Raw genomic sequence first — 24,067 nt, 5'->3', positions numbered from 1 at the left:
GAGAAGACGACTCGATTACACCTGGATTGCCGAGGCAATTGCGAAGCCACCCAGCGCATAGTGTCCTGCGCGCCCGTGGCGCCGCCGATGGGTGGATCAGCCTCTTGCACGTCAACCCTTTGTCCCATGCATGGCATCAATCCGGCTTCTGATCTGGCGGCAGCAATCCCAGCAGATCCGCCTGCAAATGTTGCAACTTGTCGATGCCAGCCCTCAATGCCTCGACACGGCCGGCATTTTTCATTTCACTCAGGGTGTGCGCTAACTGCTGGATGCTCTGATGCAGGACATCGACCTGATCATCAGGATCCTTGCCGAAGAACGTAGGGCGGCCACTTTGATCCCGCCAGTATTGGAGTGCTTCGGGTTGAGGCGGCACTTGGGTCTTACCTGACAGATAGTCGATCATCTGGGAAATCCAGACCCGGTGGTCGACGTATGTGAACGGCACGGGCAGCGCGGAGCGACTGTCAGGTTTGAATCCCTTCCAGGATAAGGGTACCTGCCAGGTGTGTAGCCATTGCTCGAATTCATGCGCCGGCATCGGATGCCCGATGGCATAACCCTGGCCCCACTCGCATCCCATACGCAGCAGCATTTCACCATGCTGAATGGATTCGACTCCCTCCGCTATGCAGTTCCTGCCAAACGACCTTGCCAGTGCCAGTAGCGCATCCAGGATGGCGATATCGTCCGGATCCTCGAGCATGTCGCGTATAAAACCTTGGTCGATCTTGAGCAGGTGCGCGGGCAGGCGCTTCAGATAGGTCAGCGATGAATAGCCGCTGCCGAAATCGTCGAGGGCAAAACGCAATCCCATCCGCTCGCACAGCGTCATCAACTGAGACACTTGAACGAAGTCCTCCACGGCGCTGGTTTCGAGGATTTCCAGTTCAAGGTCTTGCGGCTGGGCGCCGGGATGTCGTGACAACATACCCCGGAGATGCATGATGAAGTCCGGTTGCAGCAAGTGCCGCGCACCGATATTCACGCTGATCGGGACATGAAGGCCGGCCTTGCGCCAAACTTCGATCTGGGTCAGCGCAGCCTCGATGGTCCATTTCCCCACGTCAATCCCGAGCGGATGGTTCTCAATGATGGGTATGAAGGAGGCAGGAGATAACAAGCCACGCGTCGGATGTTGCCAGCGGATCAAGGCTTCGGCGCCCAGCACCTCACCGGTGCGCATGTTGACCTTAGGTTGGAAATAAAGCAGAAACTGCCCATTGGCAAGTGCATTCTCTATGCTGTCAAATCCTTCGTGACGGGTGCGCAGCGTACGATCCTTCTCCGTATCGAAAACGTGATATCGATTCTTGCCGGCTTGCTTGGCACGATACATAGCCTGATCTGCCTGACGCAGCAGTTGGTCGGCGTCGATATCTTCGCCTTGTGGGTAGTAGCTCACACCGATACTCGCGCTCACCTCGCACAGTGCGTCACCAATCGGTACGGGCTGTACAGCCACCTCGATCAGGCGATCGAGAATCGGTACGCTGACGGAAATATCCGGCAGGTCGACCAGAATAGCGACAAACTCATCACCACCAAGACGGGCCAAGGTATCGTCTTCGCGCAACACCTGCGTCATACGCCTGGACAGGACGGAAAGCAATTTGTCGCCGACTGCGTGGCCGTGCTGGTCGTTGACCTTCTTGAATCCATCCAGATCGATGAAGACAACCGCCAGGTGCATGCCACGCCGACGTGTCTGACGAATGGCCTGCTTAAGGCGGTCTCCAAGCAATAGTCGATTGGGCAAGCCGGTGAGCAGGTCGTAATGAGCAACGCGTTCAAGCTGTTGCTGGTTCTCCTTCAGCGCTGTGATGTCGGAAAACATGGCTGCGTAATGCTCGATATTGCCCCGCATATCCGGGACTGCACTGATCGTCAGCAGCGCGGCAAACTGACTGCCGTTCTTGCGTCGGCACCAGAGCTCTCCGTGCCAATAGTCGTGCTCACGCAGAGCCTGCCAAACGGTCTGATAGAACTCATCGTCATAGCGATCGGACTCGAGCAGACGAGGTGTCTGCCCCATTGCTTCCTCCCGCGCATAACCAGTGATCACGGAAAACGCCCGATTGACGTTGACAATGTGGCCTTGAGCGTCCGTAACGAGGATGCCCTCTCCTGCGTGCTCAAAAACTTTAGCCGCAAGGCGAAGCTCTTCCGCGGATCTTCTGCGTGAGGTGACATCATGGATATAGCCGTGCCAGAGGATGCTCCCATCAGGCATGGCTTCAGGCGACGCCTCGCCTTCGACCCAGATCACCCGACCGTCTGGAAACTGCACTCGGTACTCGTCATGCCAAAGCGCGAGTGACTGCCCCGACGCCTGTATGGTTTCATGCACACGGTCGCGGTCTTCAGGATGTAGCGCAGCGAACGCAGGAGTGGCATCTTCAACAACATCCTCCGGTGCAACCCCGTATATTTCCTGTATTCTCGTGCTGGCATAAGGGAAGTGCGAGCTGCCGTCCGGACGAAGACGGTATTGGTAAAGCATACCGGGAACGTGGCTGGCCAACTCTTCTCGCTGTCGGCGCATAGAGTTCAGCGCCTGCTCGACCCTCTTGAGATCGGTGATGTCCTCTACCGTCCCGTCTGCCGCTCTGGGCCGACCAGAGGCGTCGCCCTTGAATGTTGCCCGCAGGTGTATCCAGCGAACCTGCCCTCCGCTGACGATGCGATACCGCAGATCAAGGGACTTTCCGCACATGGCAGCATCCCATGCCCTATCGAAGAGGGGGCGGTCTTCAGGGTGAATGCACTGCAGGAATCGCTCGAAGGCTATTGGCGCACCAACATCCAGGCCGAGCACGCGGCAGGCTTCATCGGAGCAAGTGAGGAGTTGCGAGTCAAGATCGAGACGCCAACTGCCCAAATGGGCATTCTCGTTAATCTGGCCACAGTATCGGGCTGAGATTTGAGGATTCTCATTCAAAGGTGACGCTCCTTATTGGTGCGGTGCGGAGTATTGCGGCAAGGCCGAGACGCATGACTACCAGCTATACCTGGCCGTTAATGACATTAAACACACCAAGACCAAAGCCCCCCAGACCAATAGCATCTGCAAACGATTCCACAAGACCATCTTGCAGGAGTTCTACCAAGTGGCATTGCGGCGCAAGATCTACCGATCCATCGACAAATTGCAGGTGGATCTAGATGACTGGATCGACTACTACAGGGGCCAGCGCACACATCAGGGCAAAATGTGCTGCGGCAGGCCGCCTATGCAAACGCTGATCGAAGCAAAAGAGGTGTGCGACGAAGGTACAAGCACTGAACTAATCTGACAACTGACCCGATCGAAACGGGAACAACTGTCAGATCAGATCGCAACTTCTACATCATATTTGCCCGCTCGACGGTTTCTTCTTGCGCCCCGTCTTGCCCGTATCGCTTTGCGGCTCCTCGGCGGTCTTGGCTTCGTTAGGTTTCTCCGTTCCGACCTCGGCCTCGGCCTCCGGCTGCTCCTTGCGCTCGAAGCTCAGGCGCTCAGCTTTCTCGTCCCAGCGTGCATTGGCATGATCGTCCTTGCCGATGCCGCCACCGAGCATTTCCCTCGCCAGCGCGGTTTCCAACTCGCTGCGAATCAATCGCTTGAGCTCACGCGCCCCAAACTCGGGTTTGTAACCTTCTTGGGCAAAGTGGTCGATGAGCGTCTGGTCGTAAGTCAGTGTGACCCCTTGGCTGGCCGCGTTACGCGCCACGCGCTCGAGCTGCAGGCTGACGATATGGCGAATCTCCTCCTTGCCCAGGGAGTGGAATACGATGATCTCATCGATGCGATTGAGAAACTCGGGGCGGAAGTGCCCGCGCAACACGTCCATCACTTCGGCCTTGGTCTTTTCGTACTCCTCATCTGCGGCACCGCGAGCCTTCAAGCGCCGCTGGATGATGTCCGAGCCGAGGTTGGACGTGGCGATGATGATGGTGTTGGTGAAGTCCACCACCCGTCCCTTGCCATCGGTAAGGCGCCCATCGTCGAAGACCTGCAACAGAATGTTGTAGACATCGGGATGTGCTTTCTCGATCTCATCAAGCAGCAACACACTGTACGGTTTGCGACGTACTTTTTCCGTGAGTTGTCCGCCTTCGTCATAACCGACATAGCCCGGAGGTGCGCCTACCAAACGTGCGACGGTATGGCGTTCGCCGTACTCAGACATGTCGATGCGCAAGAGCGCCCCCTCATCGCCGTAGATGGCTTCAGCCAAAGCCTTGGCGAGTTCGGTCTTACCCACGCCGGTCGGGCCGAGGAACAGGAACGTAGCCACCGGCTTGCTGCCTTCGCGCAGCCCCGCCCGTGACAGTCGTACCGCGTCGGCCACCGCCCGCACGGCCTCGTCTTGCCCCACCAAACGCTCGTGTAGCCGTTGCTCCAGGTGCAGCAGCTTTTCGCGCTCCTCTACCGTCAGTTCGTTGACCGGGATGCCAGTTAGACGCGACACGATCTGCGCTACGTGCTGGGCCTTGACCTCGGCACTGCCCGAAGCACGCTCACGCTCCCAGTCTTCGACGAGTTTCTTGAGTTCGGCTTCCTTGACCTCGATGCGCTTGCCAAGTTCAGCAGCCTTGTCATACTGCTTGCGCGATGCCAGATAGTCTTGCTCGCGGCGTAATTGGTGCAGTTCGGATTCAAGCTCCTGCACCGCCACCGGGCGCGCCGTGGCCGACAGCTTCACGCGCGCGGCGGCCTGATCCAACAAGTCGATGGCTTTGTCGGGGAGAAAGCGTGCTGTGATATACCGGTCAGAGAGCTCAGCCGCAGCAATGATCGCGTCCTCCGTAATGCTGACCTTGTGGTGCGCTTCAAAGGTGTCGCGCAGACCACGAAGGATCATCATGGTCTGTGCTACCGTCGGCTCGGGCACCATCACCGGCTGGAAGCGACGCTCCAGCGCGGCATCCTTTTCAATGTACTTTTGGTACTCGTTGAGCGTGGTGGCACCGATCAGGTTGAGTTCGCCGCGCGCCATCATCGGCTTGAAGACGTTGGCCACGTCGAGCCCGCCTTCGCCACCACCCTGGCCAGCACCAACGATGGTGTGCACCTCGTCGATAAACAAGATGAGCTCGCCCTGGTGCTCGGTCACTTCCTTGAGCACCTTCTGTACACGCTCCTCGAACTCACCCCGGTACTTGGCCCCCGCGACCATCGCGTTAATATTCAGCTCCACCAAGCGCTTGTCGCGTAATGTCTCGGGTACTTCGCCAGCTACCATGCGCTGCGCCAGTCCCTCGACGATGGCTGTCTTGCCCACCCCCGGCTCGCCGATCAGTACCGGATTGTTCTTCTTGCGCCGGGCCAGCACCTCGATGGTGGTCTCAATCTCCTGTGCGCGGCCGATGACCGGATCGAGCTTGCCGTCGCGCGCCATTTTGGTGAGGTCTCGCGAGTACTTGTCGAGCTCAGGTGTGTTGGTCGGCGTCTCAGCGCGACCGTCCTCGGCCCCCTTGCCGACCACCTTGCTCACCTGTTGACGCAGCGCCTGCGGCGTGAGGCCATATCGGCGCAGCAGGTTGGCGGCCAAACCTTCGCCTTCCTCTGCCAAGCCGATCAGGAAGTGTTCCGGGCCGACATACGAGTGACCCAGTTCGTTGGATGCCACGAAAGCACGACTCAGTGCATCCTTGACGCGCGGCGACACGCCAATTTCGCCCTCGAACGGCTTGTCACCGCGTTTGGCTTCGGATTCGATCTGTCGCGTGAGATCATCGACCTTGATCTTGAACTGACCGAGGATGGTCTTGATTACGTCGCTGTGGTTCAGTGCCAAAAGCAGGTGCTCAGTATCCACTTCCGGACGACCGAACTCGGCCGCATACTTGGCGGCTTCCTGAAGCAACTCCTCTGATTGCTCGCTGATGCGGCTAGCGAGTCCGCTGCCTCGACGGCGCGGTGCACCTGAACCCGCCGAAGCCGGTTCGCCAAAGGAGGCATCGACCACATCATCGGCATCGGCAGCAACAGTCGCCGACTCGTCACCAATACGGAAAAAGTCGCTACCCAGAAAGTCCTCAAACAGACCGCTGCGCGCGCCAAACAAGGCTTCCAGCGGAGAAACGGTGCGCTTCTGCTGGCGCACGAGTTGACGGTAATGATCGTCACAGAGCAGCATGGTGCTGTGGCGACCATTGAGATTGGCTTCCACCCGCACCGTGGCGGGCTGACCGCAGACTTGGCATTGTTTTCTGGCCATGCTGACACTCCTTAACTTAGAGAGGCAGCGAGGCACCGTATGGCACAGTGCCGCGCCGGTCGTTTGATCAGTTTCGATGTGAAAGAGTTGGTTGAGGGCGTCAGTTATTGACCGGGATTGAACGCCCCTGTTTTGGTGCACTGACCTCACGCTTGTCCATGGTGATCGTGAGCACTCCGTTCTTAAAATTGGCTTTGATCGAATCCTGGTTGGCATCATCTGGCAGATTCAGGGCGCGCTGGAAACTGCCATAGGAGCGTTCGATGCGGTGAAAGCCACTCTCTTTCTTTTCCTGCTCCTGACGCTTCTCACCACGCACTACCAGTACGTCGTTGTCGAGGGTGATCTGGATATCCTTCTCCTCAACACCGGGAAGTTCCAAAGCGATCTTGTACTGTTTATCGGCTTCCTGGATGTCCAGAGCCGGCATTAGCATGCCCGACCAGTCGGCTGGTAAGCGCTGCACTGCTAGTGCAGGAAATCCGCCGCCCCGAAATGCATTGTCGAACAGACGGTCAATTTCGCGATGCAACTGCAAAATCGGACTGACCGCACCAGCTGTCACCAGCCGATCATTGCGCTGCACGGGCAGAGCGGAAGAGGCTGTTTGCTGCTCCTCCTGCTCCTTTTTGAACCAGTTCCAGGGTGCCAACTTCTTGAAGTCAATATCCATATCACACCTCCACATAGAGAAGATTCGGTCATTTCGTTAGCCTGCTGCGACGAACATCGCGCAGTTGCGACAAGACCTGATCGGCTGATTTCTGCTTTTCACATTTGCGCATCACCTCCTTCTTCTTTGTGCTGACTTGCATCTGATCGGCAATCCACTGATCAATCTCACCTCTCCGAAATCGCCATACACCACCCACTTTGAACGCGCGGATCTACCCTTTCGCGGCGAGTCCATACAGTGTTCGATTAGCGAGCATCAAATACGGGGAGCACTCCAGGCTTTCATCGCACCTTCTCCATGCTCCTTCATCTATACAAACGATTGGGAGTTCTTGCAGATCTTTGCAAAGTATGTGCTAGACAGAAACGTTGTCAAGGCGCACTAGACACATAGACGTGTCCACCCTCATGTCGATCATGGCTGCCTATGGATGGGCTACCTCCGGTTTCAAAAACACCTTGTTAAGACCGAGTTTGTCCTTGCTTCCAATCGATCATTTCAAGCGGCCGTAGTCCAAACCGAACGGCGTTCCCTGCATGCAAGCCAGCTAGTTCCTTGAGTACGAGTTGTGTGAAGTGCTCGCGGTCTTCAGGCTGCACACTTCCAGGCAGCATGGCTTGGACGCTGGCCTCATTCACGGGCAGGCCGCCGCGAACAACAGCTGCAATCACTTCGCCAAGCACCTGCCGATAGCGCAGTCGCAAGATGTCGGGTGGCACCAAGCTTTGCTGCACAGCCACGTACTGCTGGCATGAGCGTTCATAGGCCCACACAAAGACATCCCGCAGCAGGTCCACCTGATTGAGCTCGTACACACCGATCATGGCATCCACATAGGCTTGCTGCGGCACATCAATGAATGACAGCGGGCACAGGTTGTGGCGTACGAAGGGAATGTTGGCAGCCAGGCGCGACACCCGCTTGTTCACATCCTCAAAGGGCTGCAAATACGGCAAGTGCACCATCAAGAAGAACGCCTGCTCGAAGGGATCTTCAATCTCTGATGCCATGCCCACCACGATGCCGAACAACTCTTCCAGGCGTTGAGGCAAAGCCACTGGCAGGTAAACGCTGCCGCCAATTTCTACGGCACGGCTGCGAATGCGGCCACACATGGCTGGGTCAGGCATCAAGCCATCGGAAAGTAGTGCGTGCAAGGCCACGATGGTGTCTTGCGACACCACAGCTTGCTCAGGCGAGTGCACCAGAAATTCGATCGCCTGCTTGTGGTTCAGAATCATCTGCGTCTCAAAGGCGTCCTTACCTTCTGCCACCTGGCCAAACTCAATCAGGCGCTCTGTATCCAAGCGGCTGTAGGTGTTGCCTTCGAGTTGCGAGGAAGCCCAAGAAAGGTCGATCAGCAAGCGATTGAGAATGTCCCTCGCAAAGGTGCCTGCAGGTGTTTGCTCGGCAGGTGAACGCCCTAAGGCATGTAGCTGCTCACGCAGCTTCAAAGGCAGGTACGCTGAGTGGTTGGGGTGGTACTTTTCCAAAAATTCTGTGCGATAGACCACGGGCTTGCGCAGGTGCCGAGGCTGGCGCACATATGCCTTGATAGCTGCGCCTTCAGCGCTAACGGGAACATATGGCTCGATCGCAGCCTCTGTGCCTGAAGAACCTACGCCACCTGCGCTTTCATCTTCCAGAACAGGAAAGTAGCGCACGGCCCGCGCTTGCCCCTGCACCCTAATGCGCCCTTGTTCAACCAATAAGGCCAATCGGCGCTGAAGGCTACGGCGTTGCAAGGCGAGCCCAGACTCATGCAGCACCTCTTCTGCGCTCACCCCTTCTGGGTGACGCCTAATGACATTGACCAACAAGTCGAGCTCTTGCTGTGGTTTGACGCTATTCATGACGCGAATTATGACGCAATACTATGAATTGCGCCAATCAATTGACGCAATAAGAGAACGTTGTGACAGCTGCTAGGCGCTGCCCTGGTGGGCACTCTGAACCAACAGACCCCACTTTGATACTAGTTGGGAGCCTTCACGAGTGCCGGTAGGCTATGCCCCAGTGCCCACAACAAACCCCAACATGCCTACCGCTGTACACCAGCGCACTACCCGCTCACCACCATACTTTGTCCTTCTTATTGGTCTGAGCAGCCGTTCGCACCCCATCAAACTACGTAACTCGTAGTATCGAGAATAAAGCATAACTACGAATCTCGTAGCCTTTTGAAGGTGCGAGATGTCCGACGCGGATGAACAATGGGGTGCGAGGCTCAAGCAGGCCCGCCTAGCTGCGGGGCTGTCGCAAAAGATGCTTGGAATTGAGGCGGGAATCGATGCGTTCGTGGCCAGCACGCGCATCAATCGCTATGAGCTGGGCATCCACAAGCCAGACTTGCTGACGGTGCGCAAGCTGGCTGAGGTGCTGAAGGTGCCCGTGGCATTTTTCTACGCCGACACGGACGATGAAATTGCCGAGCTGTTGTTTAGGTACGGCAAGGCTGATGAAGAAGTTCGCCTAACGATCCATTCGCTTCTTGCTGAACAGCCTCCCCAAGACACGTAGCAACTATGTTTGCGTTATGCACGTCATATCAAGCCCAGGAATGGTGTGCTGCGGCAGGACGCCGATGCAAACGCTGATAGATGCAAAAGAGGTCTGGGACGAGAAGGTAAAAGCACTGAACTAATCTGACAATCGGCCCAGTCCAAACGGGAGCGACTGTCAGATCAGATCGCGACCTCTACAGCTAAGACTATGCTTTCGCCCCCTGCTGCTGTGGAAGTCGCGCAATCAACACCGTTTAGAAGCTCTCCCAATCATCGTTGCTGCTCCCGTTGTTGACGGGGGATTGCTGCGCTGTAGACGTACTACTTGTTGATTTAGAAGCCACTGTTGTAGCGGTGAGTTTGCCTTGGCTTTTGCTGGGTTTGATGGGCGCCTTGGATGGCATGCTTGCGCTCTTGAACACGTGGCTGCTGGGCATGGTGTTCACCGGTGGCGATGCTGGGGCATGCTGGCCTGCCGTGGCCATGGTGGCGTTGAGCTTGAACACAGCCACTGCATTGACCATCTCACCGGCCTGAGTGTTCAGCGCGCTGGCAGCAGCAGCCATCTCTTCCACCAACGCGGCGTTTTGCTGTGTGGCTTGGTCCATCTGCGTGACAGCTTCGCCGACTTGGCTGACCCCTGCACTTTGCTCACTGCTTGCAGCGCTGATCTCTCCCATGATGTCCGTCACCCGCCGGATGGATGCGACAACTTCGGTCATGGTGGCGCCGGCCTTGTCCACCAGGGCAGATCCTTGCCCCACGCTTTCAACGCTGGCAGCGATCAAACTCTTGATTTCTTTGGCAGCTTCGGCGCTGCGACCGGCAAGACTGCGCACCTCTCCAGCCACGACAGCAAAGCCTCGGCCTTGTTCGCCGGCGCGGGCAGCTTCCACGGCGGCGTTCAGCGCCAGGATGTTGGTCTGGAAAGCAATGCCATCGATGACGCTGATGATGTCGGCAATTTTGCTACTGCTGGAGTTGATGCCCTTCATGGTTTCGACCACTTCGGCTACGACGTCACCACCTTGCACAGCAATGGTTGAGGCATCGTTCTCCGAAGGGGCAAGAACTTTGTCTGCTTCATCGAGCAAGCCGTGTAACTGTTGGTGCGCGGCCTGCACTTCGGCCGGAGTACCGTTTGCCACCAATGCTCGGTAGGACACCATTGCAGCTTCGATCTGCTCGAACAACGGGCGGTTGCGGGTGGCGAGCGCCGGTTCAACGGGCTCGAAACCATCAAGGTAAGCGGACAAGGCCAACTTGGCTGCGGTCGCACGATCCCCGTTTTGCAATGCAACCACGCTCTCGCCAAGCTTGGCCTTGGCTATTGCCGTGCCTTTCGGCTTGTTTGCGTCCAACGCACTCGGGTTAGCGCGAAGATATGCGGTCAGCGCTTTAGCTGAGGGTTCATCCAGCTTGTCCGCCAAGACATGCTCGGAGGTTTGCGTCAATGCTTCCAGATTGGCAACCGTTTGACGGGCTTGCCCATTCGTTTGCCAAAGCTTTGCCCCTGCGGTCTTGTCGCTCTGTACATAGGGCAACGTACCGACAAAGAATGCCAGCGCCCAGCGATCCTCGTCCGATAATGAGCCAAAGCCTTGCATGGCAGTCCCTGGGACGCCGTTGCTGATGATCTGATGTAGTGCGAACAAGCTGCGCTCCCGCGCCCGCAAGTGCTCGGCCAGCGCGGTTGGTTTGGGGTTCAGGGAGGTAGCCAAGGGGCCATCACCGTGCCCTTGCATGCCATGACAGGCCGCGCATTGCGCCTGAAACAACTGCGCACCCCGCGCCAAGTCCGGTACGGCGGCTGGGGCCACCGGGAATGGATACGCTTTTTGCACGGCGCTGGATAGCGCATGCGCCAGTTGCGCCACGATGGCTGGATCAGCTTTATTCGCTACTGCGCGGCGAAGCTCCGTAGCTTGTTGCAGCAAGCGCGCCTTGTCGGTCTTACTCGGTAGCTCGCCCAATTGACGCTCGGCGGTGGCGACGAACTCCTGCATCTCTGCATATTCCGACGCCTTCAGCACCGTGCCATTGGCTACGGCACCGCCGTAATCGACAGCCACATAGTCCAGAAGCTGCCAAATTTGCTTGGCTTTGGTTTCGGTGCTGTCGGCTGCGAGTGCTGGCCCGCTGATAAGCGCATAAGTCGCGAGCAACAGCGCCATCAACCAGCGATAAGGTGCTCGGCAAGGCATAGGAGAGTGTCAGAATAATTTATTGTAAATGATTATAATTCTCAATTGGCTTTGCGTCCACCGCCCTGCCTTGGATCAGCCCGTTTATGATGAGCAAGACCGCCCCTGAGGTGATGGCAACATCAGCGAGATTGAAGGCAGGCCAGTGCGAGTGCCGCCAATGGAAGTCGAGAAAGTCCACGACCTGCCCGCGCAATAGGCGATCCGCGACGTTTCCAAGCGCCCCGCCGAGAATCAGGCTGTATCCCAGTGCTTCAAGGCTTGGCAACCGCTGTTTCAGCATGCGTACCAGCCAAGCCGAGACTGCCAAGCCAAGGACGATGAAGAAGTAGCGTTGCCAACCGCCCGCGCCTGCCAGAAAGCTGAATGCGGCCCCCGGATTCAGTACATGAACGAAATTGAAGAATGGCGTGACTTCGACCTGTTCGCCATAGGCATACGTGCGGACGACGGCGAGCTTGGCGAACTGGTCGGCCATGAAGGCGCACACGGCCACCACATACCAGACCGAGGCCGACGTGTGGCGAGCCGTCTGCCACGTGGGAGCTACAAGCGGTATCAGCCGTCCGGCAAGAACGGTGCTGCCCAATCCTAGACACCAGCCCGCCAGCACATCAGCCGGGAAGTGCATTCCAGCAGCAATGCGCGACCATCCGACCAAGACGGCATAAAGCACCAAACCGACGCGGCCACGGCGACCCATCAAAGGCCAAAGCGCGCCGATAACTAACGCCGAATAGGTAGCATGCCCACTGGGCAGGCTGTAGTGCCGCTCATGCTCACTGATGATGCGCACTAACTCGCCGAAGACGGCGGGCGGACGCGGGAAGTCGAGCCACAGCTTCAAGACAGTGGCGGCCAGCAAGGCCAGCAGGAAGGCGGTGCCAAAAACAATGAGCCGATGCCAAACTGCATCAGCGCGGGCTAAATTGGTTGCTGACTTCGACCACCACCACAGACCCAGCAGCGTCAAGGGCGCTGTCCAGTAATTGCCTACGAGGCTGAAGAACCACACCAGCGGTCCCAGCGCGGCAGGCGTTCCCGCATTGATGACCTGGAACAACGCGACGTTCAGACCATACCAGTCATAGAGAATGAATTTCCAGTTCATCGGCGCAACAGCCTCAAGCCATTGCCCACGACAAGCAAGCTGGCTCCCATGTCGGCAAACACGGCCATCCACATGGTCGCGTGACCAGTGAAGGTGAGTACCAGAAACACCGCTTTAATGCCCAGTGCCAGCACGATGTTTTGCATCAGTACCTGAGCCGTCGCACGTGACAGGCGCACAAAAGTCGGAATCTTGCGCAAGTCATCGTCCATCAGGGCGACGTCCGCCGTCTCAATGGCCGTGTCGGTGCCAGTGGCCCCCATTGCAAATCCGATGTCAGCACGTGCCAACGCCGGGGCATCGTTGATACCGTCGCCGACCATCCCGACCTTGCCAGTCTGCGCCAGTTGTTCGACCTCGCGCAGTTTGTCCTCTGGCAGCAAATTGCCCTGCGCCCGATCAATCCCGGCTTGTGTGGCAATTGCCTGCGCGGTGTGCGGGTTGTCGCCAGTCAGCATCATGGTGTTGATGCCGAGCGCATGCAGCTCGCCGATAGCGCTCCTGCTGCTGTCCTTGATGGTGTCTGCCACCGCGATCAGGGCTTGCGCACGCTTTGTGCTCACCAGGATCACTACAGTTTTGCCTTCGCGCTCCATCGCAGCGATGCGCTGCTCCAATTCAGGTGGACAATGCCCCAGCTCTTCGAGCATCCGATGGTTGCCAAGGTGATAGGTCACACCGTCAATGCTGCCTCGCACGCCACGACCGGGCAGTGCAACGAACTCGGCAACATCGTGTAGCGCAACCCCTTCGGCATGCGCTGCCTGCGCTATGGCTTTGGACACGGGATGGTCAGAGCGAGCCGCGAGACTGGCGGCAATGCTTCGGCTGCTGGCTGGTAGCGCATCGCCCCACGCGACGAAATCGGTTTGCGCAGGTTTGCCGTGCGTGATCGTGCCGGTCTTGTCCAGTGCCAGCCAGCGCAGCTTGCGGCCTTCTTCCAGATAGACGCCACCCTTGATAAGAATGCCGTGCCGCGCCGCCGCCGCCAAGCCGCTAACGATGCTGACCGGTGTGGAGATTACCAGCGCGCACGGGCAGGCGACGACCAGCAAAACCAGCGAGCGGTAAATCCAGTCCAGCCACGCTGCGCCCATGAATAGCGGGGGAATCAGTGCGACCGCAACCGCCACACCGAATACGGTTGGCGTGTACCAGCGTGCAAACTGATCGACAAAGCGTTGAGTAGGTGCGCGGCTACCTTGGGCAGCTTCCACCGCGTGGATAATGCGGGCCAATGTGGAGTTGCTGGCCGTGGCCGTAACGCGATACTCAAACGAGCCGGATTCGTTGATGGTGGCGGCGAACACCAGATCACCAGGCGCTTTTTCAACTGGCAGGCTTTCACCAGTGATCGGCGCTTGGTTGACCGTAGAGCGTCCTTCCAGCACTTCGCCATCGAGGGCGATACGCTCACCCGGCTTGACCCGAACCCGGCTGCCGATGGCGACCTGCTTGGCATCCTCTTCGCGCCACGAACCATCCGGCTGCTGCACCGTGGCTTGTTCCGGGGCAAGGTCGAGCAGGCCACGAATGGCGTTGCGAGCACGGTCCAGCGACTTTGCCTCGATCACTTCAGCGAGTGCAAACAGCACCATCACCATCGCTGCTTCCGGCCAGTGACCGATCAACATGGCGCCCGTGACGGCTATTGACATCAGGGCGTTCATGTTGAGGTTGCGGTTCTTGAGCGCAATCCAGCCCTTCTTGTAGGTGGAAAGGCCGCCCGCGAAGATCGCGACGAGCGCCAGAACAACGACTGACCAATGGTTGCCGTTGTGGAACCAGTAGACGGCTTCCGCAGCCAATGCAGCCGCCAAGGAGATGCCAAGCGGCCCCCAGTTGGTAGATGCGACTGTCGATATCGCCGGCGAGGCGTTGGCTTCCTCCGCATTGAGCACTTGCGCCTCGAAGTTCAGAGATTTCAGCGCGGCCAATACTTCCGGCAGGGTGTGGGCAGCATGGCGCACGGACAGGGTGCGCTGCATCAGGTTGAAATCGAGATTGGTCACCCCGGCTACCGTGGCAAGCTTGTTGCGGATCAGCGCTTCTTCGGTTGGACAATCCATCTTGGCGATGACCAGCTTGGTCGTCTGCTCGTCAGAAGCTTTATCCATGCGCACGGCCTGCATGCCGATGGCCTTCAAGGCTTGCTCAACCGGAGTCAACGATGGCAGTTCATGCCGCACGGCCAAGGTGCGCTGCATCAGGTTGAAGTCAAGCCCGACCACGCCCGGCAGCGCGGCTAGCTTGCTTCGGATCAGCGCCTCTTCCGTGGGGCAATCCATGTTCTCGATGCGGTAGACCGCTTGGGCCGATTCAGCCGTTAGCTGGGCTTGCGCAGGGGGCTGGCTGATCGGCACGGTCGAGCAGCCGCACCCCTTTGAACCGCATTCGCTCATGACAATTCCTTTACGCAGATTTCTGTATTGCTCATTAAAGACCCTATAGCTACTATAGAGTCAAGTTTTAAATGAGGATGAAATATGGAAATCAGGATTGGTGAACTTGCCAAGCGGACAAGGTGTGAGATCGTCACCATCCGCTATTACGAGAAGGAGGGGCTATTGCCAAAGCCAGCGCGCAGCGGCGGCAACTTCCGGCTATACGGTGACGCTCACGTCGAGCGCTTGCAGTTCATCCGCCATTGCCGTTCGCTCGACATGACGCTGGGAGCAATCCAGGCATTGCTGGACCTGCGAGATAACCCGAATCAGGATTGCGGCGAGGTCAATGCGCTACTGGATGGCCATATCCAACAAGTAGAGGCCCGCGTGGAAGCGTTGTTACAGTTGAAGAAACACTTGGCCGTTTTGCGCGAGAGGTGCTCAGGCGCTCGACAGGTAGAAGCATGCGGCATCTTACAAGGGCTGGCAGATTGTTGTAGCCAGGCCGTTTCCGCCTCAAATGCGCCTGTGGCGTGACCTGCCAACTGCATGATCGAGCTTTCGCTTAGCGTGCTTTATTTTCCGTTTTCTGAGGCGACCCCCAAGAGATCGCTTGGCGGACTCACGCCTGCTGCCTATGCCCAGAGGCTGATGCAAAACCCGTTAAATTAACCCCGGACTCCAAAGCCTTGTGCTACTGAAAACGGGGGGACGTCGACACTGGCCACAAAGCTGACCTAGTGCCAGAAGTCGGCTTTAGGCTGATTCGGTTGAAAAACTCGGAAGCTCTTGAGCATCCTACGCAGGAAGAAAAATCGACCTCTGAGATCGCTTCACATACAACGTGATGCTCGATAGCGATATCTACCTCGTTGAGTCGGCGCATCGTTGACCCCAGTGTCGGCAACCCATGTGTGACGATTGCGATCATATGGGCCGAAATTCTTCCGGGCAATTTGTAGTTTGCTCAAGCTGATGTTCTACATGCAGAGGCCTCTGTTGATTGAGACCTCTGCGGTAGATCGGAACAAAGATGCAAGAAAGAGCTGCATCCACGATGCATGCGTCTTTGATGGAGATCAGCCTGCAAATGATTGGAGGCGAGCATCTCGCTCAGCTGGCGATTCATTACGCATTTCGTTGATCACTTGCTCGCGGGTTTTGCTCGATCCTGTCTCGGGAGTTCCACGGGGGAAATTGCTTTCACCGTAAGAAAGGCGGCCCTGCTTCATGGCAGCTTCAGTCTCGGCCTTGACTTGAGCTCGGGTTTTCTGGCTTACAAAGTGCTCCGGATGCACGATCACGCCTTGTTCATTGTTGGCTGGATGCTCGTAGGCTGCAGAGGCCATTCCAGGAAGAGCCAGGGTGACAACGGCAGCAACGCTTGCGAGTACAGAGGAAATGGAGATGCGGTTTTGAGACATGGTTGGCTCCTAAGACAGTTGATGAACACATCTCCTGGACCTTGATCAAGGTGAGGAGAAGATGGGTTGATCTTAAGAATCGGAGCCCAACAAAATCAGGACTGTCCGGTGACATTGTTGTCAGCTTTTTCGCGACAGTTCTTATCCGAAATCTGCACACCAATAAGCCCTAAGCGAAAAGTGAAGACCAACGTAGTTGACGTACACAGCGTGCTCCAGTGCTTGTGCAGCTAGATGCTTGACATTCACATCATGTGAAGGATGAGACTTTAGCCACAAGCTTTAAAGGAGTACGTAATGGCTATTTTTCGCATCAATGACATGAAATGTGGTGCCTGTGCCCCGCGGATTCAGCGCTCCATTTTGGCAATCGATGATGAAGCAAAGATCGGAGTGAATGCCCGAGATAAAACGGTGCAAGTCTCCGGCGATCTGAGCGACACCGACTACATGTTGGCTATCCAGGCCGCTGGATACACTCCAGAATTATTGGCGTTAGCCGAAGCCGAGCAGGCAAATGCTGAGAAGCCGCAGACGAAATGCTGCGACTCCACTTCAGTAAAGACATCTTGCTGCGGATAGTGTCTTCTTGCTTTCAAGAAAAGCCTGTTTTCTGATCTGCTTAGGAAGTCGGCTGCGGAGTGGGGAATTTCAAGGTGAAGCGAGTTCGTCCATCGGCTGACGTGGCGGTAATGGAGCCTCCATGGGCTTCGACAATTGCTCGGGTGATTGCCAAACCCAATCCGCTACCGTCTGAGTCCGGATGAGCCCTGGAAGGGTCAGCTCGGTAGAAGCGGTCAAATAACCTGGGCAGGACTTTGGGATCAATGTCCTGCCCTGTATTTTCCACAGTGACAAGTGTCCAGGAAGCGGAGGCCGCAATGTCGATGGTGACCATGCCTGCCTGCGGCGTGTAGCGCAAAGCATTAGATAGCAAATTACTCACAGCACGATGGAACATCAGCCGATCACCATCAACGAGTCCATCGCCTTTTAACTTCAAATGAATTTGCTTTTCTTCCGCGACAGCCTCGTAGAACTCCAGCAATGCATACGCTTCTTGCTTTGCGAAGAATTGCTCCTTGCGCGGCAGGCTTACGCCCCGTTCAGTTTTGGCCAGGAATAGCATGTCTGACACCATGCGAGCCAAACGCTGAAACTCTTCGGCATTAGAGGCAAGAATGTCTCGGTATGTCGCGGCATCACGCTTGGACGCCAGCACAACCTGAGTCTGCGTCAACAGGTTGCTGATGGGCGTACGCAGTTCATGGGCCAAATCAGACGCGAAATCTGTCAGCCGTTGAAAATCGTCCTGCAATCGATCCAGCATGCGATTGAGCTCATGCGCCAAATCGGCCATTTCTACAGGTACAGCCTCGACCGGCATGCGTTCACTCATCTTCTGTCCCGTCACAACAGCCGCACGTGATTTCATCTCTCGCAGCGGTGCCAGCCCTTGTCGAGCGGCGAGCCAAGACAGAAGTGAGCAAAGCAAAATTGCTGCGATCACATAAATAGCAAAGCTTGTGCGAATTCCGTTGAGGAATTGAATGTGATGCTTGGTGTCTGCTGCGATCACTACCTTTAATGGCGACGGTGCGTAGGCCGGGAGCGTCTCAAAGCTCAAGGTGTGGAATTCTGCATCTGCGTGCCGCCACACCTCAAACGATCCTTCCTTGTCGATAAAAGTCGAATTGCGATCAGGCACTGCAAAGCCAGATGCGGGCGATTGAAATACGGTTTCTCCTTGGGCATCCTTCACTTGGACCTGAAGATCCTCGTGATAGTTCAGTGCCTCATTTAAACGCCAACGAGCATCATCGACCGACTTGGTGTTCTGGAGAATCTTTTCGATCAAATGGCGCTTGTCCTGAAGCGTCATTCGGTCCAATTCCACGAAATGCTTTTCTGTAACGACGAGAAATAGACCGCCTAAACCAAGCACTACGGCTGTCGCAACAACCGTAAAAAAAAAGGGCCAAACGACTCGTCAAAGAGAGCTTTCCCTTGCGAATGAGATGCTGCACCTACTCCTCCTCGGGGACTTCAAGCACATAGCCCATTCCCCGTACAGTCTGGATCAGTTTGATCGAATGGCCTTCGTCAATTTTGACTCGCAGACGGCGCATGGCCACCTCGATGACATTGGTGTCACTGTCGAAGTTCATGTCCCATACCTGCGATGCGATCAACGAACGTGGAAGCACTTCACCATGTCGACGCATCAGCAACTCCAAGAGTCCGAACTCTTTGGCCGTGAGGTCAACACGTTTGCCACTGCGAGATACGCGGCGACGCAGTAGGTCTAGCTCGAGATCTGCAACAGTCAGAGTAGTGCCTTCATTGGCCGAATGTCCGCGTCTAAGAATGATGCGAACTCTGGCAAGTAACTCTGCAAACGAAAACGGCTTTACCAGGTAATCATCTGCACCGAGCTCGAGCCCTTTGACGCGATCCTCGACATGGTCCCGTGCAGTAAGGAACAGGACCGGCATATGCAATCCCCGATCACGGAGTGCTTGGAGGACCTGCCAACCATTGAGGCCCGGCAGCATGACATCCAAGATCACCAAGGAGTATTCACCTTGCAGGGCCAGATGTAAGCCGTCTGAGCCATTTGGGACGAGGTCAGCAATGTAGCCAGCCTCGGTCAGTCCTTGGCGCAGGTACTCACCTGTTTTAGGCTCATCTTCGACAATCAAAATCCTCATGTACTCGCTCCGCTGCAGTGGACGATCAAGAGTGTGCCGAGTTTGATGCCCTCTGACATGAAGATAAGAAAAATGTAATGTTCCTGAAATCCTGGCGATAGAAAGGCTCAACACGGCCTTGTTGTTCCCTCCTGGGAAGCCATCAAGCGTGGTGAGCAGAGTGAACCTTCTGGTTGCAACGAGGGCATGGCTGGATAGAAGCCCTCTGTCGCACCAAACATGACGCGAGCATTACATGAATGTAATGAATGAGTCACTCCACCGAAATTCAGCGCGCCCTAGCATACTGAACATATCGAGCGCTCATTGCATCAGGCAAGCGTTACCGAAAACGAATTTCTTGGAAGCTCTGGAGGATTTCACCTTATGCCGCGTCATTCGCCATTTTTTGTCACTCCCACTCAAGGGTTCTCTCGTCGGCGCTTCGTTCAGGGGCTGGCCGCAGGAGGCGTTCTGGCGGGCCTGTCAACGCAGTCGCTCATGGCATTCGCACAGCAGAGCTCCACAGTCCGCGGGGCCGCTCCGGTGCTGAAGGGTAACGAGTTCGATTTGGTGATCGCCGAGTCCGCCGTGAACTTTACGGGCAAGCCAGGGATGGCGACAACGATCAATGGATCGCTTCCTGCACCAACCCTGCGCTGGCGAGAGGGTGAGACGGTGACGATTCGCGTCACGAACAAGCTTCGCGAGGCCACTTCTATTCATTGGCACGGCATTATCTTGCCCTACCAGATGGACGGAGTTCCAGGCATCAGCTTTGCGGGCATTCCTCCTGGAGAGACGTTTACCTACCGCTTCAAGGTTCAGCAAAGCGGCTCCTACTGGTATCACTCACATTCAGGCATGCAGGAGCTCACCGGCATGTATGGAGCAATCATCATTGATCCCGCAGGCCCTGAGACTATCCGTGCAGATCGTGACCATGTCGTGCTCTTCTCTGACTGGACTGACGAAGACCCCATGCGCGTTTTCGCAAAGCTCAAGGTTCAGGGCGACTACTACAACTACAACCAGCCCACGGTCTTTGATTTCTTCCGTGATGCATCGCGCGATGGCGTGTCAGCGGCATTAGACAAGCGCAAGATGTGGAACGAGATGCGCATGAATCCAACGGATTTAGCCGACCTCTCTTCTGCGACCCTGACCTACCTCGCAAATGGCGTCACGCCTGCCGGCAATTGGACTGCTCTTTTCCGCCCGGGCGAGCGTGTTCGACTGCGCATGGTCAACGGCGCGGGCAATACCTTCTATGACGTACGTATTCCGGGTCTGAAGCTCACTGTGGTGCATGTTGACGGCGTCGACGTAGAGCCTGTGACTGTCGATGAATTCCGATTCGGCCCTGGCGAAACCATAGACGTGATTGTCGAGCCACGTGATGACGCCTATACGATTTTTGCCCAGTCGATGGACCGAACAGGCTATGCACGCGCTACGTTAGCAGTGCGCGAAGGTCTACAAGCTCCTGTCCCTGCACTCGATCCCGTCGAATGGCTGGGTATGAGCGACATGATGGGCGCCATGAGCCATGGCAGTTCCGGAGCCGACATGGACATGACCGGCATGTCTGGGATGACCGGCATGTCTGGGATGACCGGCATGTCTGGGATGACAGGTATGGCCGGGATGGCTGGTATGTCGGGGCCAATGGCCGGCATGGATCATGGTGCGATGGCCGGCATGAATCACGGTGGTATGGCGATGGACCATAGTCAGCATGCCAAGTCTGCTGGGGGCTTGGCAGTGCCCAGCACCACCGCACGCCATGCTCGCACTGAATATGGCGCAAGAACAGATATGCGAGTCGATATGGCCCGCACCAATCTTGACGATCCCGGTATCGGTCTGCGCAATAACGGCAGACGGGTGCTGACCTTGGCAGATCTGCATACACCTTCAGGTCCGATGGACTCGCGCGGTCCTGGACGAGAGGTGGAGTTGCACCTGACGGGCAATATGGAGCGTTATTCCTGGTCTCTTGATGGATTGGAGTTCGGGCAATCAACGCCTGTTCACTTCCGTCACGGCGAGCGTTTGCGAGTCATCCTGCACAACGACACGATGATGACTCACCCTATGCACTTGCATGGGATGTGGAGTGAACTGGAGAGCCCTGATGGTCGATTCCTCGCCCGTCGACACACCTTGCCAGTACAGCCTGCACAACGCATCAGCTTCTTGGTGACGGCAGATGCTCTGGGGCGCTGGGCATGGCATTGCCACCTGATGTTCCACATGGATGCAGGCATGTTCCGCGAAGTCGTAGTGTCTTGAACAAACCTCACAAGGAAGATCAAAAATGTCCAAAGCACTCCCTATTCGTGCATTGTCCACTGCGCTCCTCGCTCTGGTGAGTATGGCGGCCCAAGCGCAAAGCGACCATTCATCGCATGGCCAAGCGGATATGCAAATGGAAGCACCGGCAAGCCCTGCCACAACTGCAGCTGATCCACATGCAGGTCATGGTGCTATGACTGGCAGCGCTGCAAGCGGCCCTGCGATGGATCACGGCAGCATGCAGATGCAAGGGGGATCCGCACCTCCAGATGCTCGCGACCCGCATGGGTATTCCAATGGGCTGACCTTGGGATCGGGCGATTACGCGGTGCCTGGCGTCCCGCGCTTGATGCTTGCGGACGAGCATACCTTTGCCTCGCTGCGTGGTGAGACCCTGGAACGCCGTTTTTCACGCAGAGGTGATGATTCAACGGCCTATGACTTGCAAGCATGGTACGGGACCTCATACAACAAAGCTGTCTTGAAGGCAGAAGGTGACGTCGCCAAAGGAAAGCTCGAAGAGTCTCGCACCGAACTGCTTTGGAGCCGTGCCGCCACGACCTATTGGGATACACAGTTGGGTCTGCGCTTAGACAACGGCGTGGGACCTAGCCGTCAATGGCTGGCATTTGGTGTACAGGGCCTGGCCCCTTACTGGTTCGAGCTGGAGGCCACAGCCTATGTTGGCAGTAGCGGCAGAACTGCGCTTCGCCTAAATGCAAGCTACGAACTATTGCTGACTCAACGCTTGATCCTTGAGCCTAGAGCTGAAATGCAGTTTTACGGCAAGGATGATCCAGAGCGGCATATCGGCAAGGGCCTAGCCGAAGCATCTGCGGGCTTGCGACTGCGCTACGAGTTCAGCCGTCAGTTCGCTCCATATATCGGCGTCGAACGTGCGGGCAGTTTCGGGCGAACCGCAGATCTCGTTCGTGCCGACGGCGGCCGTGCTCAACAAACACGATGGGTGGCCGGTGTCCGCTTCTGGTTCTAGCCAGACCAATGTGCACTTCCTCGCTGGCGCGTTCTTGAGGGCGCGCCAACTCCATAGATCCAGATTCGCAATCGATTTTCAAACCACCATCACACTTCGATAGGAGTCTCTCATGAACCGCTCAAACCTGGTCGCTAAGTTCATCGCGCCAATTGCCGCAACACTGTTCGCTTCCGCAGCATTTGCACATCCTTCGTTAGTTTCCTCCTCTCCTGCGGATAAATCGCAGGTCGCGGCACCTGCCACGATTGAGTTGAAGTTCTCTGAGACGCTGGTTCCTCAGTTCTCGGCAGCGAACTTGATCATGACGGGGATGCCCGGAATGCCGAACCACGGTGCAATGAAGGTCAGCGCAAGCGTCTCTGGCGCTAGCGATGGCAAAACCATGGTCATTACTCCCGCTCAGACGCTTCAACCCGGTGCCTATCGCGTGGATTGGCGTGCAGTGTCGTCAGACACACACCCTATCAATGGCAACGTCACATTCCAGGTGAAGTAAGCAAATGGCCGAGGATTGGTTCACCATCGTATTGCGCCTTGCGCTGTATCTGGACATGGCAGCGGCCTTTGGCGTCGCCATGTTTGGCGTTTATGCCCTTGGCCATGACGAGCGATCCTTGGCAATTGCGCGCTGCTATCGAATATGTGTCGGTGCATTTTCAGCATTCGGAATTGGCCTGTCCGTGGTCAGCATGACAGTCCTTGCCAAGGCCATGTCCGGTGCTCAAACTTACGCTGAGTTGTCAACGCATATCTTCGAGATGCTCATCACCGGCACTCACATGGGCCTTGCTTGGTGCATTCGTATTCTTGCGCTAGCGCTTTGCATCTTGATCGCATTTGTGAAATTCAATCCCACGTTGCGCTTTGTTGCCATGTCCGGATCTAGCGGTGTGGCACTGGCGACCCTGGCTTGGAGTGGTCATGGTGCGATGGACGATGGAATGCGGGGATACATCCACCTGGCTTCGGACATCTCGCACCTCTGGGCAGCAGGTGCATGGGTCGGCGCGTTACTCGCCTTTTTGATCTTGGCCGTAACGAGTGCGAATAAGGCATCAAACACAGTAGCAATATTGAGCCGAACATCAAATGGCTTCGCCCAGGTAGGGACGCTGATCGTGGTCGTTCTGGGGATCAGTGGTGTACTCAACTACGTATTGATCGCAGGGCCTTCGCTTGATCCGCTTGTTTCGACACTCTATGGTCAGTTGCTGTTAGGCAAGCTGATGCTGGTTCTCGGAATGCTTGCTTTGGCTGCGGCAAATCGGTTCCGGCTAAGTCCAAGTCTGGAGGCATCGTTGACCTCTGGAAATCATGCACAAGCAGTCGCTAAGCTACGCCAGAGCCTGTTCATGGAAGCAACACTGGCAGTTCTGGTTTTGGCGAGTGTGGCTTGGTTAGGGATTCTTTCGCCAAAAGGAATTTGAACCGTTAAATCAGCCACCGATAGCTGATAAGCGGACTGCACTAGGGAACCTCTGCATAACTCGATTTCAAGCGTGATAGTGCTTGAACGAGCGTGAGGTCCGCTGGCCTCTGGCACTCAAGATGCCCACATTTGGCGGGC

At 56.5% G+C, this 24,067-nt stretch carries 16 protein-coding genes and 2 pseudogenes; 8 read left to right on the top strand and 10 right to left on the bottom strand.

Annotated features, from left to right (window positions below; all coding sequences use genetic code 11):
* Positions 1–136 precede the first annotated feature (136 nt).
* Positions 137–2,944, bottom strand: a complete 2,808-nt coding sequence (locus V8Z74_RS22310; RefSeq protein WP_349711286.1) for a sensor domain-containing protein — start codon at positions 2,942–2,944, stop codon at positions 137–139.
* A gap of 22 nt (positions 2,945–2,966) precedes the next feature.
* Between V8Z74_RS22310 and V8Z74_RS22305 the strand changes: the two are divergent.
* Positions 2,967–3,299: pseudogene (locus V8Z74_RS22305) on the top strand (integrase core domain-containing protein); the annotation flags it as partial.
* 54 nt (positions 3,300–3,353) lie between these two features.
* On the opposite strand, the gene clpK reads toward V8Z74_RS22305, so the two are convergent.
* The 3 genes from clpK to V8Z74_RS22285 form a co-directional block, all read right to left on the bottom strand.
* Complete coding sequence (clpK, locus tag V8Z74_RS22300) at positions 3,354–6,209, bottom strand: heat shock survival AAA family ATPase ClpK (RefSeq protein WP_003052325.1); 2,856 nt, start codon at positions 6,207–6,209, stop codon at positions 3,354–3,356.
* Positions 6,210–6,309: 100 nt separating this feature from the next.
* Complete coding sequence (locus V8Z74_RS22295; protein ID WP_003052321.1) at positions 6,310–6,882, bottom strand: Hsp20/alpha crystallin family protein; 573 nt, start codon at positions 6,880–6,882, stop codon at positions 6,310–6,312.
* 464 nt (positions 6,883–7,346) lie between these two features.
* Positions 7,347–8,738, bottom strand: coding sequence for a Fic family protein (locus V8Z74_RS22285; protein WP_003052318.1), 1,392 nt, complete (start codon positions 8,736–8,738; stop codon positions 7,347–7,349).
* A gap of 340 nt (positions 8,739–9,078) precedes the next feature.
* Here V8Z74_RS22285 and V8Z74_RS22280 point away from each other — a divergent pair, with 340 nt between their 5' ends.
* Positions 9,079–9,405 carry a helix-turn-helix domain-containing protein gene (locus tag V8Z74_RS22280; protein ID WP_003052315.1) on the top strand — a complete coding sequence of 109 codons (327 nt, stop codon included), beginning with the start codon at positions 9,079–9,081 and terminating at the stop codon, positions 9,403–9,405.
* 238 nt (positions 9,406–9,643) lie between these two features.
* Here the strand turns inward: V8Z74_RS22280 and V8Z74_RS22275 are convergent, their stop codons facing one another.
* Genes V8Z74_RS22275 through V8Z74_RS22265 form a run of 3 tightly spaced genes read right to left on the bottom strand, consistent with a single transcriptional unit; the run spans position 9,644 to position 15,106 of the window.
* Positions 9,644–11,563: a methyl-accepting chemotaxis protein gene (locus V8Z74_RS22275; protein WP_003052312.1), complete on the bottom strand. Its 1,920-nt coding sequence runs from the start codon at positions 11,561–11,563 to the stop codon at positions 9,644–9,646.
* Between the two features lie 49 nt (positions 11,564–11,612).
* Positions 11,613–12,704, bottom strand: coding sequence for a signal peptidase II (lspA, locus tag V8Z74_RS22270; protein ID WP_003052308.1), 1,092 nt, complete (start codon positions 12,702–12,704; stop codon positions 11,613–11,615).
* Positions 12,701–15,106, bottom strand: a complete 2,406-nt coding sequence (locus tag V8Z74_RS22265) for a heavy metal translocating P-type ATPase (protein ID WP_003052304.1) — start codon at positions 15,104–15,106, stop codon at positions 12,701–12,703. The genes lspA and V8Z74_RS22265 overlap by 4 nt, the downstream gene beginning before the upstream one ends.
* Positions 15,107–15,190: 84 nt before the next feature.
* On the opposite strand from V8Z74_RS22265, the gene cadR reads away from it, so the two are divergent.
* Positions 15,191–15,628 (top strand): Cd(II)/Pb(II)-responsive transcriptional regulator, encoded by a 438-nt coding sequence (gene cadR / locus V8Z74_RS22260; protein WP_003052301.1) that lies wholly within the window; start codon positions 15,191–15,193, stop codon positions 15,626–15,628.
* A 542-nt stretch (positions 15,629–16,170) separates the two neighbouring features.
* Here cadR and V8Z74_RS22255 read toward each other — a convergent pair.
* A complete protein-coding gene (locus tag V8Z74_RS22255; protein WP_003052298.1) occupies positions 16,171–16,515 on the bottom strand; it encodes a DUF4148 domain-containing protein in 345 nt (114 codons plus the stop codon).
* A 297-nt stretch (positions 16,516–16,812) separates the two neighbouring features.
* Here V8Z74_RS22255 and V8Z74_RS22250 point away from each other — a divergent pair, with 297 nt between their 5' ends.
* Positions 16,813–17,097: a heavy-metal-associated domain-containing protein gene (locus tag V8Z74_RS22250; RefSeq protein ID WP_003052296.1), complete on the top strand. Its 285-nt coding sequence runs from the start codon at positions 16,813–16,815 to the stop codon at positions 17,095–17,097.
* A 40-nt stretch (positions 17,098–17,137) separates the two neighbouring features.
* Here the strand turns inward: V8Z74_RS22250 and V8Z74_RS22245 are convergent.
* Both V8Z74_RS22245 and V8Z74_RS22240 read right to left on the bottom strand, forming a co-directional pair.
* Positions 17,138–18,542 (bottom strand): annotated as a pseudogene (locus tag V8Z74_RS22245) (heavy metal sensor histidine kinase).
* A complete protein-coding gene (locus V8Z74_RS22240) occupies positions 18,543–19,226 on the bottom strand; it encodes a heavy metal response regulator transcription factor (protein ID WP_349711279.1) in 684 nt (227 codons plus the stop codon).
* A gap of 366 nt (positions 19,227–19,592) precedes the next feature.
* Here V8Z74_RS22240 and V8Z74_RS22235 point away from each other — a divergent pair, with 366 nt between their 5' ends.
* The 4 genes from V8Z74_RS22235 to copD all read left to right on the top strand — a co-directional run bounded on the left by V8Z74_RS22235 (position 19,593) and on the right by copD (position 23,927).
* Positions 19,593–21,500 carry a copper resistance system multicopper oxidase gene (locus tag V8Z74_RS22235; protein WP_349711275.1) on the top strand — a complete coding sequence of 636 codons (1,908 nt, stop codon included), beginning with the start codon at positions 19,593–19,595 and terminating at the stop codon, positions 21,498–21,500.
* A 25-nt stretch (positions 21,501–21,525) separates the two neighbouring features.
* Entirely contained in the window at positions 21,526–22,497 is a 972-nt protein-coding gene (locus V8Z74_RS22230) for a copper resistance protein B (protein ID WP_256631176.1), read from the top strand.
* Between the two features lie 112 nt (positions 22,498–22,609).
* Positions 22,610–22,996, top strand: a complete 387-nt coding sequence (copC, locus tag V8Z74_RS22225; RefSeq protein WP_003078546.1) for a copper homeostasis periplasmic binding protein CopC — start codon at positions 22,610–22,612, stop codon at positions 22,994–22,996.
* Between the two features lie 4 nt (positions 22,997–23,000).
* Positions 23,001–23,927 (top strand): copper homeostasis membrane protein CopD, encoded by a 927-nt coding sequence (gene copD, locus V8Z74_RS22220; RefSeq protein WP_256631177.1) that lies wholly within the window; start codon positions 23,001–23,003, stop codon positions 23,925–23,927.
* Positions 23,928–24,067 lie beyond the last annotated feature (140 nt).

Origin of the sequence: Comamonas sp. w2-DMI, assembly GCF_040187735.1 — a bacterium.
GTDB lineage: Bacteria > Pseudomonadota > Gammaproteobacteria > Burkholderiales > Burkholderiaceae_C > Comamonas > Comamonas terrae.
Note: the sequence above shows the minus strand (reverse complement) of the source record. Positions and strands in the feature narration are given on the sequence as shown.

Bases quoted from the DNA above. Each gene is read 5' to 3' on its own strand.
- V8Z74_RS22280 (WP_003052315.1), top strand. From the start codon at position 9,079: ATGTCCGACGCGGATGAACAATGGGGTGCGAGGCTCAAGCAGGCCCGC.
- V8Z74_RS22235 (WP_349711275.1), top strand. From the start codon at position 19,593: ATGCCGCGTCATTCGCCATTTTTTGTCACTCCCACTCAAGGGTTCTCT.
- V8Z74_RS22295 (WP_003052321.1), bottom strand. From the start codon at position 6,882: ATGGATATTGACTTCAAGAAGTTGGCACCCTGGAACTGGTTCAAAAAG.
- V8Z74_RS22255 (WP_003052298.1), bottom strand. From the start codon at position 16,515: ATGTCTCAAAACCGCATCTCCATTTCCTCTGTACTCGCAAGCGTTGCT.
- V8Z74_RS22275 (WP_003052312.1), bottom strand. From the start codon at position 11,563: ATGGCGCTGTTGCTCGCGACTTATGCGCTTATCAGCGGGCCAGCACTC.
- copD (WP_256631177.1), top strand. From the start codon at position 23,001: ATGGCCGAGGATTGGTTCACCATCGTATTGCGCCTTGCGCTGTATCTG.
- clpK (WP_003052325.1), bottom strand. From the start codon at position 6,209: ATGGCCAGAAAACAATGCCAAGTCTGCGGTCAGCCCGCCACGGTGCGG.
- V8Z74_RS22240 (WP_349711279.1), bottom strand. From the start codon at position 19,226: ATGAGGATTTTGATTGTCGAAGATGAGCCTAAAACAGGTGAGTACCTG.
- cadR (WP_003052301.1), top strand. From the start codon at position 15,191: ATGGAAATCAGGATTGGTGAACTTGCCAAGCGGACAAGGTGTGAGATC.
- V8Z74_RS22265 (WP_003052304.1), bottom strand. From the start codon at position 15,106: ATGAGCGAATGCGGTTCAAAGGGGTGCGGCTGCTCGACCGTGCCGATC.
- copC (WP_003078546.1), top strand. From the start codon at position 22,610: ATGAACCGCTCAAACCTGGTCGCTAAGTTCATCGCGCCAATTGCCGCA.
- lspA (WP_003052308.1), bottom strand. From the start codon at position 12,704: ATGAACTGGAAATTCATTCTCTATGACTGGTATGGTCTGAACGTCGCG.
- V8Z74_RS22250 (WP_003052296.1), top strand. From the start codon at position 16,813: ATGGCTATTTTTCGCATCAATGACATGAAATGTGGTGCCTGTGCCCCG.
- V8Z74_RS22285 (WP_003052318.1), bottom strand. From the start codon at position 8,738: ATGAATAGCGTCAAACCACAGCAAGAGCTCGACTTGTTGGTCAATGTC.
- V8Z74_RS22230 (WP_256631176.1), top strand. From the start codon at position 21,526: ATGTCCAAAGCACTCCCTATTCGTGCATTGTCCACTGCGCTCCTCGCT.